10 protein-coding genes are annotated in these 14,132 nt (G+C 65.6%); 8 read left to right on the top strand and 2 right to left on the bottom strand.

The genetic code is table 11. The features are described from left to right. Positions 1-339: 339 nt before the first annotated feature. Genes JN531_RS04655 through JN531_RS04645 form a run of 3 tightly spaced genes read left to right on the top strand, consistent with a single transcriptional unit; the run spans position 340 to position 3,359 of the window. Positions 340-1,032: an ABC transporter ATP-binding protein gene (locus JN531_RS04655; protein ID WP_228347693.1), complete on the top strand. Its 693-nt coding sequence runs from the start codon at positions 340-342 to the stop codon at positions 1,030-1,032. Next, positions 1,029-2,177, top strand: a complete 1,149-nt coding sequence (locus tag JN531_RS04650) for an ABC transporter permease (protein WP_228347692.1) — start codon at positions 1,029-1,031, stop codon at positions 2,175-2,177. Before JN531_RS04655 ends, JN531_RS04650 begins: the two co-directional genes overlap by 4 nt. 3 nt (positions 2,178-2,180) lie before the next feature. Next, positions 2,181-3,359, top strand: a complete 1,179-nt coding sequence (locus JN531_RS04645; RefSeq protein ID WP_228347691.1) for an ABC transporter permease — start codon at positions 2,181-2,183, stop codon at positions 3,357-3,359. 9 nt (positions 3,360-3,368) lie between these two features. Here JN531_RS04645 and JN531_RS04640 read toward each other — a convergent pair whose 3' ends face one another. Continuing rightward, positions 3,369-4,664, bottom strand: a complete 1,296-nt coding sequence (locus tag JN531_RS04640) for a serine/threonine protein kinase (protein ID WP_228347690.1) — start codon at positions 4,662-4,664, stop codon at positions 3,369-3,371. Between the two features lie 65 nt (positions 4,665-4,729). On the opposite strand from JN531_RS04640, the gene JN531_RS04635 reads away from it, so the two are divergent. Further along, positions 4,730-5,632, top strand: coding sequence for an adenylate/guanylate cyclase domain-containing protein (locus JN531_RS04635; RefSeq protein WP_228347689.1), 903 nt, complete (start codon positions 4,730-4,732; stop codon positions 5,630-5,632). Positions 5,633-5,644: 12 nt separating this feature from the next. Here the strand turns inward: JN531_RS04635 and JN531_RS04630 are convergent, their stop codons facing one another. Continuing rightward, positions 5,645-7,711: a site-specific recombinase gene (locus tag JN531_RS04630; protein WP_228347688.1), complete on the bottom strand. Its 2,067-nt coding sequence runs from the start codon at positions 7,709-7,711 to the stop codon at positions 5,645-5,647. Between the two features lie 445 nt (positions 7,712-8,156). On the opposite strand from JN531_RS04630, the gene JN531_RS04625 reads away from it, so the two are divergent. The 4 genes from JN531_RS04625 (at position 8,157) to JN531_RS04610 (ending at position 14,123) form a co-directional block, all read left to right on the top strand. After that, on the top strand, positions 8,157-11,150 hold the full coding sequence (locus tag JN531_RS04625; RefSeq protein ID WP_228347687.1) for a ribonucleoside-diphosphate reductase subunit alpha: 2,994 nt from the start codon (positions 8,157-8,159) through the stop codon (positions 11,148-11,150). Positions 11,151-11,262: 112 nt separating this feature from the next. Further along, entirely contained in the window at positions 11,263-12,414 is a 1,152-nt protein-coding gene (locus tag JN531_RS04620) for a ribonucleotide-diphosphate reductase subunit beta (protein ID WP_228347686.1), read from the top strand. Positions 12,415-12,656: 242 nt separating this feature from the next. Next, positions 12,657-13,235, top strand: coding sequence for a hypothetical protein (locus tag JN531_RS04615; RefSeq protein ID WP_228347685.1), 579 nt, complete (start codon positions 12,657-12,659; stop codon positions 13,233-13,235). Between the two features lie 72 nt (positions 13,236-13,307). Next, the gene (locus JN531_RS04610; RefSeq protein ID WP_228347684.1) at positions 13,308-14,123 is read left to right on the top strand and encodes a hypothetical protein; all 816 of its coding nucleotides are present in this window, start codon (positions 13,308-13,310) and stop codon (positions 14,121-14,123) included. Positions 14,124-14,132: the final 9 nt, after the last annotated feature.

The raw sequence follows: 14,132 nt of genomic DNA, 5'->3' as shown, positions 1-14,132 counted from the left end.
TGGGGCCCCTTGGCGTGGACCGAGCAGCGCAGCGCGCACAGGGGTCAGCCGGACACGATGTCCGGCTGAGGAATGCGACGACAGGATGTCGTCTCAGACCGACCCCGAGCACGTGAGCAGCAGAGGGCACCGGCGACAGCCGGGACACGCCTTGGGGTGTGCTTTCTTTGGGGGACGTTTCTTTGCACAAGCAAAGAAAGGTGCCTCGCCCAGCAGGGCGAAACCCATGCTCGCGAATCACCAAAGCGTGTCGACGAAGTCGTGTTCCTACGAACAGACTGGGTGCTTCGTTATGACGCCAATACACAATGCCGGAAGTCCGTCAGGAGAGGAGAAAGCATGGACACCCCGATGATCGCGCTACGCGGCATCCGCAAGACCTACACCCGCGGCAAGCAGACCGTCGAGGTGCTGCAGGCGCTCGACCTTGATATCGCCGCTGGCGATTTCGTCGCCCTGATGGGCCCCAGCGGCTCCGGCAAGACCACCCTGCTCAACCTCATCGGCGGGCTCGATCAACCGACCGGGGGCAGTCTCAGCATCGGCGGCGAGCGCATCGACCAGCTCAGCCGCGGGCAACTGGCCCGCTGGCGGGCGGGGCATGTCGGGTTTGTGTTCCAGTTCTACAACCTGCTGCCGATGATCTCGGCGGCGCGCAATGTCGAACTGCCGCTGTTGCTGACGCGGCTGGGCCGGCGTGAGCGCGCCGAGCGTGTCGGCATCGCGCTGGAAGTGGTGGGGCTGTCGGACCGCGCCAGCCACAAGCCGGCGGAGCTGTCGGGCGGCCAGCAGCAGCGGGTGGCGATCGCCCGCGCCATCGTCGCCGACCCCACCTTGCTGATCTGCGACGAGCCCACCGGCGACCTCGACCGCAACACCGCCGACGAGGTGCTGCGTCTGCTGCAGACCCTCAACCGCGACCACGGCAAGACCATCGTCATGGTCACCCATGACCCCAAGGCCGCCGAGTACGCGCGGCACACCCGCTATCTCGACAAGGGCGCATTGGTCAGCGCCGAGGCGCTGGCGTGAAGTTCCTGCCGCTGGTGTGGGCGGGGCTGTGGCGCAAGCGCACGCGCACCGTGCTCACGTTTCTGTCGATCGTCATCGCCTTCTTCCTGTTCGGGCTGCTGCAGGGGGTCAATGCCGCCTTTGGCCGGGGCGTCGACCTGGCCAATGTCGACCGTCTGGTGGTGACCAATCGCATCGCCCTCACCGAGCAGCTGCCTTACGCCTATCAGCAGCAGATCGCGGCGCTCGACGGCGTCGCCTCGGTGGCCAGCGCCACCTGGTTCGGCGGGTATTACCAGGACCCGAAGAACTTCATCTTCGCCTCACCGGTGGAGATCGACCGCTACCTGGCGACGGTGCCGGAAGTGGAGGTTGACGAGGCCGCCGTCCAGGCGATGCAGCAGAACCGCACCGGGGTACTGGTGGGTGAAAAGGCGATGGAACGCTTCGGCTGGACGGTGGGCGAGCGGATACCGCTGCAGTCCACCATCTGGCCGCAGGGTGAGATCAGTAATCTGGCCTGGGCCTTCGACATCGTCGGCACCTACGCCACGCCGCAAGACCCGGGACAGTCGATGGGCCTGCTGTTCAACTACGCCTACTTCGACGAAGCGCGGTTCTACGGTAACGGCACCGTCGGCTGGTACGTGGTGCGGGTGGATGACCCGACCCGCGCCGCCAGCGTGGCCCAGGCCATCGACGCGCTGTTCGCCAACTCGCCCAACGAGACCCGCACCCAGAGTGAAAAGGAATTTGCGCAGTCGTTCATCAAGCAGTTCGGCGACATCAACTTCATCGTCACCAGCATCATCGGCGCGGTGTTCTTCACCCTGCTGTTCCTCACCGGCAACACCATGATGCAGGCGTTCCGCGAGCGTATCGCCGAGCTGGCGGTGCTGAAGACACTGGGCTTTCAGGATGCCGGCGTGCTGGCGCTGGTGCTGGCCGAGGCGCTGCTGCTGTGCGTGCTGGCGGCGCTGCTGGGGCTGGGGCTGGCGGTGCTGGCCTTCCCGGCACTGGAGCAGTACATCGGCACCGCCACCCTGCCGCCGGTGGTGCTGGGGGCGGGCATCGGCATCGCCGTGCTGCTGGCGCTGATCATCGGCCTGCCGCCGGCGCTGCGCGGGCTGCGGCTGAACATTGTCGATGCTTTAGCGGAGCGCTGAGCCATGTTCAAACAGACCCTGGCCGTCACCACCATGAGCCTGCGTGGCCTGCCCAGCCGGGCCGGCAGTTCGCTGGTCATCGTCATCGGCATCGCCGGCGTGGTGGCGGTGCTGATTTCGGTGCTGGCGATGTCGGTCGGCTTCAAGAAGACGGTGGCCGGCACCGGCGAGCCGGACCGCGCCATCGTGCTGCGCGGCGGCTCCAATGCCGAACTGTCGAGTGCGCTGTCGCGCGATCAGGTGCTGACCATCATCGAGGCCGAGGGCGTGCGTCGCGATGACGATGGCGAGCCCATCGCCTCGGCCGAAGCGGTGGTGATCGTCAACCTGCCGACCCGTGCCGACGGCACCGATGCCAATGTCACCCTGCGCGGCGTCGGCCCCAAGGCCGACCGGTTGCGGCCGGAAGTGCGGCTGATCGACGGTCGCATGTTCCAGCCGGCGGTGCGCGAGGTGATCGTCGGCCGCGCCGCCCTGGCCCAGTTCCAGGGGCTGGCGCTGGGCGGCCGGGTGGCCTTCCGCGACAGCGACTGGACCGTGGTCGGGGTGTTCGAGAGCGATGGCGATGCCCGCGAGTCGGAACTGCTGGCCGATGCCGAGACGGTGCTGTCGGCCTACCGCCGCAACGGCTTCCAGTCGGTGACCGCGCGGCTCACCGACGAAACGGCGTTCGATGCCTACAAGGCGGCGCTGACCACCGACCCGACCCTCACCGTCGACGTTCAGCGCGAACCGGCGTACTACGCCGAGCAGTCGAAACAGCTGACCCAGCTGCTGGATTTTCTGGCGGTGTTCGTCGGCGGCATCATGGCCGTCGGTGCCATGTTCGGTGCGCTCAACACCATGTACTCGGCGGTGTCGGCGCGCGCGGTGGAAATCGCCACCCTGCGCGCCATCGGCTTTTCCGCCGGGCCGGTGGTGGTGTCGGTGCTGGTGGAGGCGCTGATCCTCGCCCTGCTCGGTGGCAGCCTCGGCGCCGCCATCGCCGTGCTGCTGTTCAACGGCAACGTCGTCAACACCCTCGGCAGCAACTTCAGCCAGGTGGTGTTCCAACTCGATGTCAGCCCGGCGCTGGTGCAGCTGGGGGTGATCTGGGCGCTGGTGATCGGCACCGTCGGCGGCCTGTTGCCGGCGCTGCGGGCGGCGCGGCTGCCGGTGGTGGAGGCGCTGCGCGCGCGCTAGCGCGGTGGCTCAGAGGCTGAAGGCGAAGCCGGCGGCAAAGCCGATCAGCGTCACCCCGACCAGAATCAGGATTCGCACCCGCCAGGTCATGATCGGGGTGCTCGCCGGGGGTGGCACCGGGTCGGCCGCTGGCGTTGGCACGGGCGGCGGCGCGGGCGGGGTCAGGTCGTCGGCGCGCCGCCGTGGCGCCACCGGCTCGCGGTCGCTGGCACGGCGGCGAAAGCTGCTGCTGACGCGGGTCGAGGGCGGCGCCGCCACCCGCGTCACCGTCGGTGCCTCCGGGTCGGCGCTGGCATAGGGCAGGGCCGCCGTGGTCGGCACCCGACGCGCCAGTTCCGGATTGCCGTCCAGCCAGTGGCGGAGGTCGCGCGACAGCGCCTCGGCGCTGTCATGGCGATCTTCCGGCCGCACCGCCAGCGCCTGCGCCAGGATCGGATGCAGGCCCTCGGGGATGCCGACCCAGCCATTGCCGGCCAGCGGGTCGTCGCCGATGCGGTCGATGGCGATCGGCGGCGCCTCGCCCACCAGCATGCGGTAGAGCGTGGCCGCCACCCCGTAGATGTCGGTCCACGGGCCCTGTGGGGTACGGCGCTGATACTGCTCCAGCGGCGCGTAGCCCTCGGTGACCACCACCGACAGGCTGCTCACCTGCTCGTTGGTGGCCTGCCGGGCGGCGCCGAAGTCGAGCAGGATCGGCACCCCGGCGGCGGTCAGATAGATGTTGTGCGGCTTGATGTCGCGGTGCACCACATCGTTGCCGTGGACATAGGCGAGGCCATCCAGCACCGGCAGCAGCAGGCGGATGGCGGCCTCCGGCGACATCACCCGCTCCACCTGGGTGAGATGGTCGCCGAGGCTGCGGCCCTCGTAGTAGTCCATCACCAGGTAGGCGGTGTCGTTGGCATTGAAGAAGCTGCGCACCCGCACCACGTTGGGGTGGTTGAGGCGGGCGACGATGCGGGCCTCGCCGAGAAACTGCTCGCGGCCAGCGCGCACGGCGGCGCGTTCGGTGTCGCCGTGGACCACCATGGTGACCCCGTCCGCCGCCCGCGTGGCGAGTTCGCGCGGCAGATATTCCTTGACCGCCATCCGCTGCTGCAGATGCACGTCCCAGCACAGATAGGTGATGCCGAAGCCGCCCGGCCGCCCCAGCACCTTGCCGACCCGGTACTGGTTGGCCAGCACCAGACCGTGTGGCAGGAACAGCGGCGAGCGCGGCGTCGACTCGTCATAGCCGCACGCCGGACAGACCGCTTCAGCGGCCTTGTCGGCAAAACAGCCAGGGCAATGTTTCTGGTACGACACGCGTTCTTCCAGCCGGGGCGTGCAGGGATTGTATGATCCGACCCACTGCTTGTCTGGAATTCCCTTTGAGCGTTGCCGAAACCCGTGCCGTGCTGTTTGCCGACCTGGTGGGGAGTACGGCTGCCTACGAGCGGCTGGGCAACGTTGCCGCCAAGGACGCGGTCGACCGCCGTCTGCAGGCGCTGAAGCGGGCGGTGCACCAGTTCCAGGGCCTGGTCATCAAGACGCTGGGGGATGCGGTGCTGGCCTGTTTCGCCACCGCCGACCAGGCCGCGTCCTCGGCGCTGAAGATGCAGACCGACGTCGCCACCGACATGGCCGCCGGCACCGGCGTGTTCAACCTGCGCATCGGCTTTCACCTGGGCGATGTGCTGTTCGACGCCACCGATATCTTCGGCGATGCCGTCAACGTGGCAGCGCGCCTCACCGATGCCGCGCGCGCCGGGCAGGTGCTTACCAGTGCCGACACCGTGGCGCGGCTCGGTGGCACCCATCTCGGCCGTGCCCGCGCCTTCGACCACGTGCGGCTCAAGGGCCGCAACGAGCTGGTCCATATCTTCGAGCTGGTGTGGGAACGTGAGGAGGAAATCACCCGCGTCGCCGCTGGCGCCGGGCCCCGCAGCGGCCAGCCACCGGCCGGCGACCAGCATCACCTCAACCTCACCATCGGCGAGCGCCATCTGCGGTTTGCGCCGGCGCGGATGCCGGTGAGCCTCTGGCGCGATGCCGCCTGCGACCTGCCGGTGGACCACCCGCTGGCGTCGCGCCGCCACGCCCAGTGCGAGTACCAGCGCGGCAAGTTCGTGTTTGCCGACCACAGCACCAACGGCAGCTACATCACCGGTGAGGACGGCCGCGAGGTGTTCCTGCGCCGCGAGAACATGCCGTTGATGGGCCGCGGCATGATCAGCCTCGGCTGCCCGCTGCGCGAGCAGGCCGGGGCGGTGCTGCGCTTCCGGGTGGAATAAGGCGCCGGCGGCTCAGCGGCTGTCGGCGGCCGGCTCGGCTTCGGCGACTGGCTTCGGCTTCGGTTCCGGCGGCGGCCAGATGAAGCGCTGCGGCGCACGCAACAGCTGCCCCAGCAACAGCCGCAGCAGGCGGCCGGTCTCGTCGAACTCCACCCCCTGTGAGCGCATTGCCACCACCAGCGCCAGGGCGAAGCTGACCCCCAGGTTGAGCGACCCGATGACCGCAATGCCGGCGACCGCCCGGGCCCAGTCAATGGCCGCCAGCGGCTCGCTCAGGCCCATCGCCGCATAGGCAGTATTGGCGGTCGAGAAGGTGACGTGCAGGGTATCCAGTGGCAGGCCGAGGATCTTCCCCAGCGCCCCGGTGGAGCCGAGCATGATGCCGAAGTAGAAGCTGCCGGCGATGGCGCCGAAGTTGTGTTCCACCCAGTTGGCAAAGCGCTGGGTCCGGGTCACGCCCAGCAGCCGTCGCAGGCCCCGCAGTTGCGCCAGCCGCTGGGGGATGCGGCCATAGGCGGCGCGGTTGTCGTAGTAGCCGGAGATCAGCCCGCTGAGGAACAGCCACAGGCCGGTGATGGCGGCCCACAGCCAGGTGGTCCAGGCCAGCGGGTCGATCTGGTGCAGCAGGTAGTCGGCCTGCACCGGCGTCACGTAGGGCGTGGCGGTCTGCATCAGGTAGGCGATCGACAGGATGATCGGCAGCGGGATCACCATCGCGAAATTGCCGAACAGGGCGATGAACTGGCTGCGCAGGGTGCGCACGATGATCTCTGCCAGGCCTTCCAGCCGGTCCTTGCCCTCGCGCGCGTCCATGCTCTGGGCGATGCGGTTGGCGGTCATCGCCGGTTGCTTGGTGGCCAGCGCCCAGTGGCACATGCTCATCAGCACGAAGCCGCCGGCATACAGCGCCGAATAGCGCAGCGCCTCGACGAAGGGGGCGTAGCTGCCTTCGGACAGCGTGATCTTGGCGAACGCCATCAGCGCCACCAGAAAGCCGGCACCCACCGCCGCCCGGAACAGCCCGAAGTATTCGCGGCGGGTGCTGGTGATGTAGGCCTCGCCGGTCTTGCCGGCATGGCCGGTGATGCGCTGTGCCAGCAGTTGGCTGGTCTGGCGGAACAGGTCGCGCACGCTGTGGCGGCGGTTGACCGATTCCACCAACTGCAGGAACAGCGTCACCGACTGCGCGTTGCGCATCGCCGGCGGCGCTTCCAGCAGGTCCATCAGCTCGCGGAAGCGGGTGATGCTCTGCTCCAGGCGTACCAGCAGGGTGGTGAGGCTGACACTGGCGCCGGTCTTGGCGGCCTGCTTGCGGATCTTGGCGATGATCTCGGTGCACTGGTCCAGCAGCACGTCGATCTGGCGGCCGTCGACCGCGTGTTCGCGCTTGTCGGTGGCGGCACTGCGCCATTCATCGACGAAGGCCCGCATCTCCGCGTTCTGGGTCAGGAACGGCGACTCGTGGCGTTCGATGGCGGCATGGTTGCGCACCAGTTCCGGTTCCAGCCCGATGCTGGTGATGCGGTAGCTCAGGACCTCCATCGCCGCCACGATCTGCTGGCCGAGCTTGCGCTTCTCGGCGGCGTGGCCGGTCTCGAAGTCCAGCGCGTTGACCAGGTCCAGCCAGGCCTCGGTGCCGGCCGCGCGCATCCACTGGTAGTCGTCGCGCGGGTGGAACAGCAGGCCGAACACGTCCTTCAGGTACTCGGTATTGACCACATCCGGCAGCAGCCCCTGCGACACCCGCCGCGACAGCGCGGTGGAAAACCCCTCGCTGGAGAGGATGCCGGCGTCCGAGAACAGGTGAATGGCCTGCTTTTCGGCCAGCAGCTTCATCAGCGTGGCGCGCAAGGTGGCGCGGGCCTCCGGCTGGGAGCGCAGCAGGCCGGCCAGGGCATGCAGCCGTGCGGCCGGTTGCAGGCGTTCGCGCCGGCGCGGCCGCAACGCCGCCACCAGCGCCGACAGCGCCGGGATGACGGCATCACCTTCGGCGCCGGCGAGGCGCTCTAGGCGCGGGGCAAGATGCTTGCGCAGCTGGGCGTCCGGGGTCGGGCGCGGGGCGCGTTTGAACAGGGGCATGCAACTCCAGAAGGGGTTCGGCCGGCGCACAGGATACGGGGCCGGGGGCGGGATGTGGCGATTGTCGGCCGTGACCGGCGCCGAGTTGCGCACCGCCGGGGGGGCGACAGCGCCGCACCGCGCGCAGGCTGCGCAGCCACTGGCCGAACCGCGGACAGTGGATGACCGTCTTTTGGGCGCGCCCTGTTCCATGCCGGGGCAGCGCCGGCCACGGGCGGCCGGAAAACCCGCAATCGGTGCGCAGACTTGGCGCATCCATCCCCAATTCATCCACAGGCTGTGCACGGCTTTGGCACAGGCTTGGACACAGAATATTGGGGCTTGCGTCATGCCCAGCCACTAGATATGGTTACTGGACCCCGATTGCCGCCGACGTGCAATGCGTCCCCGGACGGGCTGGCCCGGTCATACAGACGTTCATATAAATCAGTTGGGAGAGCACCCGATGCAGACACACACCACGCCTCCGTCCACGAGTGGTTCGGACGCCCGTTCCGCCCCGCGTTCCGCGCCCGTCGGCACCGCCGAGGTGAGCGCTACCGCGCCCGGCGCCATTCGCGTGATCCGGCGTAACGGCAAGGTCACCGGGTTCGATGCCAGCAAGATCGGCATTGCCGTCACCAAGGCCTTCCTTGCGGTCGAGGGTGGCCAGGCTGCCGCGAGCGCGCGGGTGCGCGATACCGCCAACGGCATTACCCAGCAGGTGGTGCATGCCCTGACCCGCCACATGAGCGGCGGCGGCACCCTGCACATCGAAGACATTCAGGACCAGGTCGAACTCGGCCTGATGCGCGCCGGCGAGCACAAGGTGGCCCGCGCCTACGTCATCTACCGTGAAGAGCAGGCCCGCAAGCGCGCCGCCGAGGCCGCCACCCGCGCCCCCAGCACCACCGCCGCGCCGACGCTCAGCGTCACCCGTGACGACGGTGCCGTGGTGCCGCTGGACGAAGCACGCATCCGTACCGTGGTGGCGGAAGCCTGTGCCGGCCTCAGCGGGACCGTCGACACCGAAGTGGTGACCGCCGCCCTGCGCGACCTCTACGACGGCATTCCCGAAGGCGAGCTGTCGCAGGCGCTGACCCTGGCCGCCCGCGCCCGCATCGAGAAGGAACCCAACTACACCTATGTGTCGGCGCGTCTGCTGCTCGACTCGATGCGCCACGAGGCGCTGACCTTTCTCGACCTGCCGGACAGCCGCCCCACCTTCGAACAGATGAAGGCGGTCTATCCCGACTACTTCACGGCCTACATCCACAAGGCGGTGGCGCTGGAACTGCTGGACCCCAAGCTGGCGCTCTACGACCTCGACACCCTCGGCAAGGCACTGCTCGCCGACCGCGACGGCCAGTTCGACTACCTCGGCCTGCAGACCCTCTACGACCGCTACTTCATCCACAGCAACAAGGTGCGCTTCGAGCTGCCGCAGGCCTTCTTCATGCGCGTGGCCATGGGCCTGGCGATGAACGAGATCGACCGCGAGGCGCGCGCCATCGAGTTCTACCAGCTGCTGTCGTCGTTCGACTTCATGAGCAGCACCCCGACCCTGTTCAACTCCGGCACCCTGCGGCCGCAGCTGTCGAGCTGCTATCTCACCCAGGTGCCGGATGACCTCGACGGCATCTTCGGCGCCATCAAGGACAACGCCCTGCTGTCCAAGTTTGCCGGTGGGCTCGGCAATGACTGGACGCCGGTGCGCGGCATGGGCGGCTACATCAAGGGCACCAACGGCAAGTCCAACGGCGTGGTGCCGTTCCTCAAGGTGGCCAACGACACCGCGGTGGCGGTGAACCAGGGCGGCAAGCGCAAGGGCGCGGTCTGCGGCTACCTGGAAACCTGGCACCGCGACATCGAGGAATTCCTCGAACTGCGCAAGAACACCGGCGACGACCGCCGCCGTACCCACGACATGAACACCGCCAACTGGGTGCCCGACCTGTTCATGAAGCGGGTGATGGAAGAAGGCCAGTGGACCCTGTTCAGCCCGGAAGAAACGCCGGACCTGCACGACCTCATCGGCGCCGCCTTCGAAGCCCGCTACTGCGAATACGAAAAGCTGGCCGACGAAGGCCGCATCAAGAACCACAAGCGCCTGCCGGCGCTGACGCTGTGGCGCAAGATGCTGTCGATGCTGTTTGAAACCGGCCACCCATGGGTGACCTTCAAGGACCCCTGCAACCTGCGCAGCCCGCAGCAGCACGCCGGGGTGGTGCACAGCTCCAACCTCTGCACCGAGATCACGCTCAACACCAAGGCCGGCGCCGAAATCGCCGTCTGCAACCTCGGCTCGGTCAACCTGCCGGCGCACATCGAGAACGGCACGCTCAATCTCGAAAAGCTGGAAAAGACCGTCAACACCGCCATGCGCATGCTCGACAACGTCATCGAGTACAACTACTACTCGGTGGCCACCGCGCGCAATTCCAACCTGCGCCACCGGCCGGTGGGCATGGGCGTGATGGGCTTCAACGACGCCCTCTACAAACTGCGCCTGGCCTACGAGAGCGACGCCGCCATCCAGTTTGCCGACGAGAGCATGGAGGCCATCAGCTACTACGCCATCCAGGCCAGCAGCAATCTCGCCGCCGAGCGCGGCAAGTACCCCAGCTTCGAGGGCTCGCTGTGGAGCCAGGGCATTCTGCCGATCGACTCCATCCGCATCCTCAAGGAAAACCGCGGCGGCTACCTGCAGCAGGATGAATCGCAGTCCGGCCAGTTCGACTGGAACGCCCTGCGCGAACGGGTGAAGACCGTCGGCATGCGCAACTCCAACACCATGGCGATTGCCCCCACCGCCACCATCGCCAATATCACCGGCGTGAGCCAGTCGATCGAGCCGACGTACCAGAACCTGTACGTCAAATCGAACCTGTCCGGCGAGTTCACCGTGGTCAACGAATACCTGGTGAATGAACTGAAGGCGCTGGACCTGTGGGACGAAGTGATGGCCCACGACCTCAAGTACTACGACGGTTCGGTGCAGCCGATCGACCGCGTGCCAGCCGAGATCAAGGCGCTCTACAAGTGCGCCTTCGAGATCGACGCCAAGCGCTTGGTCGATGCCGGCAGCCGCCGCCAGAAGTGGATCGACCAGGCGCAGTCGCTCAACCTCTACATGAGCCAGCCCAACGGCAAGAAGCTGGACGAGCTCTACAAGCACGCCTGGACCTCCGGGCTAAAGACCACCTACTACCTGCGCACCATGGGCGCCACCCACGCCGAGAAGACCACCATCAACGATGGCCGTCTCAACAGCGTCAGCCAGGGCAGCAGTGCCGGTGTCGGCGCCAGCGCGGCAGCAGCAGCAGCGGCCAATGAGGTCGGCGGTCGGCGTGTCAGCGATCAGCCGGTGAATGACCCGCCGGTGGAATACGCCGCCAGCGATGTCGGCAGCGCCAAGGTCTGCTCCATCCTCGATCCGGACTGCGAGGCGTGCCAGTAACCGCCGTGAGGGGTGAGGGGACAGGCGTGAGGCAAAGCCGAATCGCCCGCACCCCGAACCCGAAACCGATGGGCCGCGCAGTGGTCCAAATGAATATGGAAGGAATACAACGATGCTGAATTGGGACGACACACCGAGCACACAACCGGTACCGCAGAAAGCGGCTGCCCCTCACCCCTCACACCTCACGCCTCACGTGAGTGACGTCGCCGGCGCCACCGGCCTCGAAGACGTGCAGATGGGCGCCCGCCGCATTCAGGTAGACGACAAGAAGATCATCAACTGCCGCGCCGACCTCAACCAGTTGGTGCCCTTCAAGTACAAGTGGGCCTGGGACAAGTACCTGAGCGCCTGCAACAACCACTGGATGCCGCAGGAGATCAACATGAGCGCCGACATCGCGCTCTGGCAGGATCCCAACGGCCTCACCGAAGACGAGCGCACCATCATCAAGCGTAGCCTCGGCTTCTTCTCCACCGCCGATTCCCTGGTGGCCAACAACCTGGTGCTGGCGGTGTATCGCCACCTCACCAACCCCGAGTGCCGCCAGTACCTGCTGCGTCAGGCGTTCGAAGAGGCCATCCACACCCACGCCTACCAGTACTGCATCGAAAGCTTGGGGCTGGACGAGGCCGAAGTGTTCAACATGTACCGCGAGGTGCCGTCGATCCACGACAAGGCCGCGTGGAGCCTGCCGTACACCCAGAGCCTGGCCGACCAGACCTTCCACACCGGCACGCCGGAAAACGACCAGCGCCTGCTGCGCGACCTGATCGCCTTCTACGTGGTGTTTGAAGGCATCTTCTTCTACGTCGGCTTCGTCCAGCTGCTGAGCTTCGGCCGCCGCAACAAGATGGTGGGCACCTCCGAGCAGATCCAGTACATCATGCGTGACGAGTCCATGCACATGAACTTCGGCATCGACGTGATCAACCAGATCAAGGTGGAAAACCCCCACCTGTGGACGCCCGAATTCCAGGCCGAAATCGCCGGCATGCTGCGCGAAGCCACCGAACTGGAAATCAAGTACGCCCACGACACCATGCCCCGCGGCGTGCTCGGCCTGAACGCCAACATGTTCAACGAGTACATGAAGTTCATCGCCAACCGCCGCTGCGCCCAGATCGGCATCGCGCCGCTCTACCCGGCGGCCGAAAACCCCTTCCCCTGGATGAGCGAAGTGATGGACCTGAAGAAGGAAAAGAACTTCTTCGAGACCCGGGTTACGGAGTATCAGACGGGTGGGGCGTTGAGTTGGGATTGAGGACGGTGATGTGAGCGCTTCTGCCAATACTCAGGATGAGTGCTAGTGCTGAATCAACGGCCCGGCTTTTGTCGGGCCGTTTTTGTTTGTGAGTCAGAGGCTTTGGGTGCCCCGTTGCATGCAGCCCTGATAATAGAAGGTGCTCGTTGGAATATCAGTTGGATTAATGAGTTGTGGATGGGAGGCCTGTTTGCCCGGACTGCCAAGCGTGGGATTGATCAGCCTAAATCTAGTTAGACCGCATGAATACTACGCAAGTCGAACCTCTCCGCTTCACCGACGAGCACTATATTGCGCTCGGTAGGATGGTCGTGGAGTTTCAGTTCCTGGAGCAGGTCATCACGCAAAGCTTGGTTCAGCTCATGCACCCGAGCGACCTCCAGATGGCTCTGGGATTCACGCACACCGTCGTCAATGAGCTCTCCTTTTCTGCCAGGCGAAAACTGCTCTCGAACTTCGTCGAATCTAAGCCGGTTACCCATTTTATTCCGACAGGGACCAAGTACGAAAAGATCAAATCGGAGGAAATGCCCGAGTTGCTGAAGAGGTTGCGACTGGGCCTCAAGCTAGCATCGGAGGCGGAAGAGGAGCGAAACGCATTCACCCATTCGCAATGGCTAACGGACCCCATTTGTGGTCCTCCAGGAACGGTGCTTCGAATGAAGTTTCGTGCAGGGCCGAAGCGGATATGCGGCGGTATCAAGTATGTCAAGCCTGCAGATATTCTTGCATTAGTTTTAAAGGTGGACGAAGCAGCCCGCTCCATTTCAAAGGAGACACAACACCTACTTGCGTTTATGAGAAGTCAAGAGCCAGCGTGATGTGGAAAGCCGCCACGCTGTAGCCAACTTTGCAATGCACAGGACCTCGCGCGAAATGCCGCGCGAGGTCCTGTGATTCTGAATATTAAGAGCAATTGGGGTCAGACCCGGAATGAAAGCGACAAGCTGCTGCTCACCTCAAGTGGAGCTGCTCAGTTGACGTTCTCTGAACTTGAGACGCGCATCGAGGCCTCGCTGCCCTTTCGGCAGCGCAAGGCCCTGTTCGTATCGAACGAAAAGATGGCCGGCGCGGTGATGCTGCTGGGCGCTTCCATCGCGTTGCTCGGGGCCAATGTGACCCCGCCGCCGTATCGGGGGTTTGTCGCTCTCTTTGGCATTGGCCTCGAGCTCTTCGCCGGGGTGGTGATGATTTGGCTGACGGTCAGGAGGGAGCCCCTGAGCTTCAAGGATAATCGCGCCGAATTTGCAGCTCAGTTAGATCATGATTTCGGATCGAGTGCCAAGATCGTCGAGTGGCTTTCGACGTTCCCGGCAGCTGTGTTGGAGGCTCGGCACCAGTACGTTCAGCAGCGGCGCGCCACGCTCGATCAGCGACGTAGATTCGTGGTCGGTAGCCTGGATCACCTCGGTCTACTGCCGCTGATCGCGGCGATCTTTCTGCAGGTGAAAGACCTGCGTGGAGTCGAGCCTTGGTCCATCGGCTGGATCCCTGGACTACTCGTTATTGCGATGATCGTGCTGTATTGGGTTGGGGCTCTGACATTCAGTATTAAGCTCCGTCTCGGAGCCTACGCAGCACTTCTCGAGGATGCCTTGTCGATTGCCAGAAGCGCTGGTGACCAAGTGCCTGCTGATGCGTCTGATGTGTGCGCGACGGATGACCTCAGCAGTCTGATGCCGGCGGAAGTTCGTTCTGATCTGCGATAAGCTCGGTCG

The organism is Flagellatimonas centrodinii, from assembly GCF_016918765.2.
In the GTDB taxonomy this organism is placed as follows: domain Bacteria; phylum Pseudomonadota; class Gammaproteobacteria; order Nevskiales; family Nevskiaceae; genus Polycyclovorans; species Polycyclovorans centrodinii.
This window is presented reverse-complemented; position numbering and strand designations above follow the sequence as displayed.

Bases quoted from the DNA above. Each gene is read 5' to 3' on its own strand.
- JN531_RS04655 (WP_228347693.1), top strand. From the start codon at position 340: ATGGACACCCCGATGATCGCGCTACGCGGCATCCGCAAGACCTACACC.
- JN531_RS04645 (WP_228347691.1), top strand. From the start codon at position 2,181: ATGTTCAAACAGACCCTGGCCGTCACCACCATGAGCCTGCGTGGCCTG.
- JN531_RS04630 (WP_228347688.1), bottom strand. From the start codon at position 7,711: ATGCCCCTGTTCAAACGCGCCCCGCGCCCGACCCCGGACGCCCAGCTG.
- JN531_RS04625 (WP_228347687.1), top strand. From the start codon at position 8,157: ATGCAGACACACACCACGCCTCCGTCCACGAGTGGTTCGGACGCCCGT.
- JN531_RS04620 (WP_228347686.1), top strand. From the start codon at position 11,263: ATGCTGAATTGGGACGACACACCGAGCACACAACCGGTACCGCAGAAA.
- JN531_RS04615 (WP_228347685.1), top strand. From the start codon at position 12,657: ATGAATACTACGCAAGTCGAACCTCTCCGCTTCACCGACGAGCACTAT.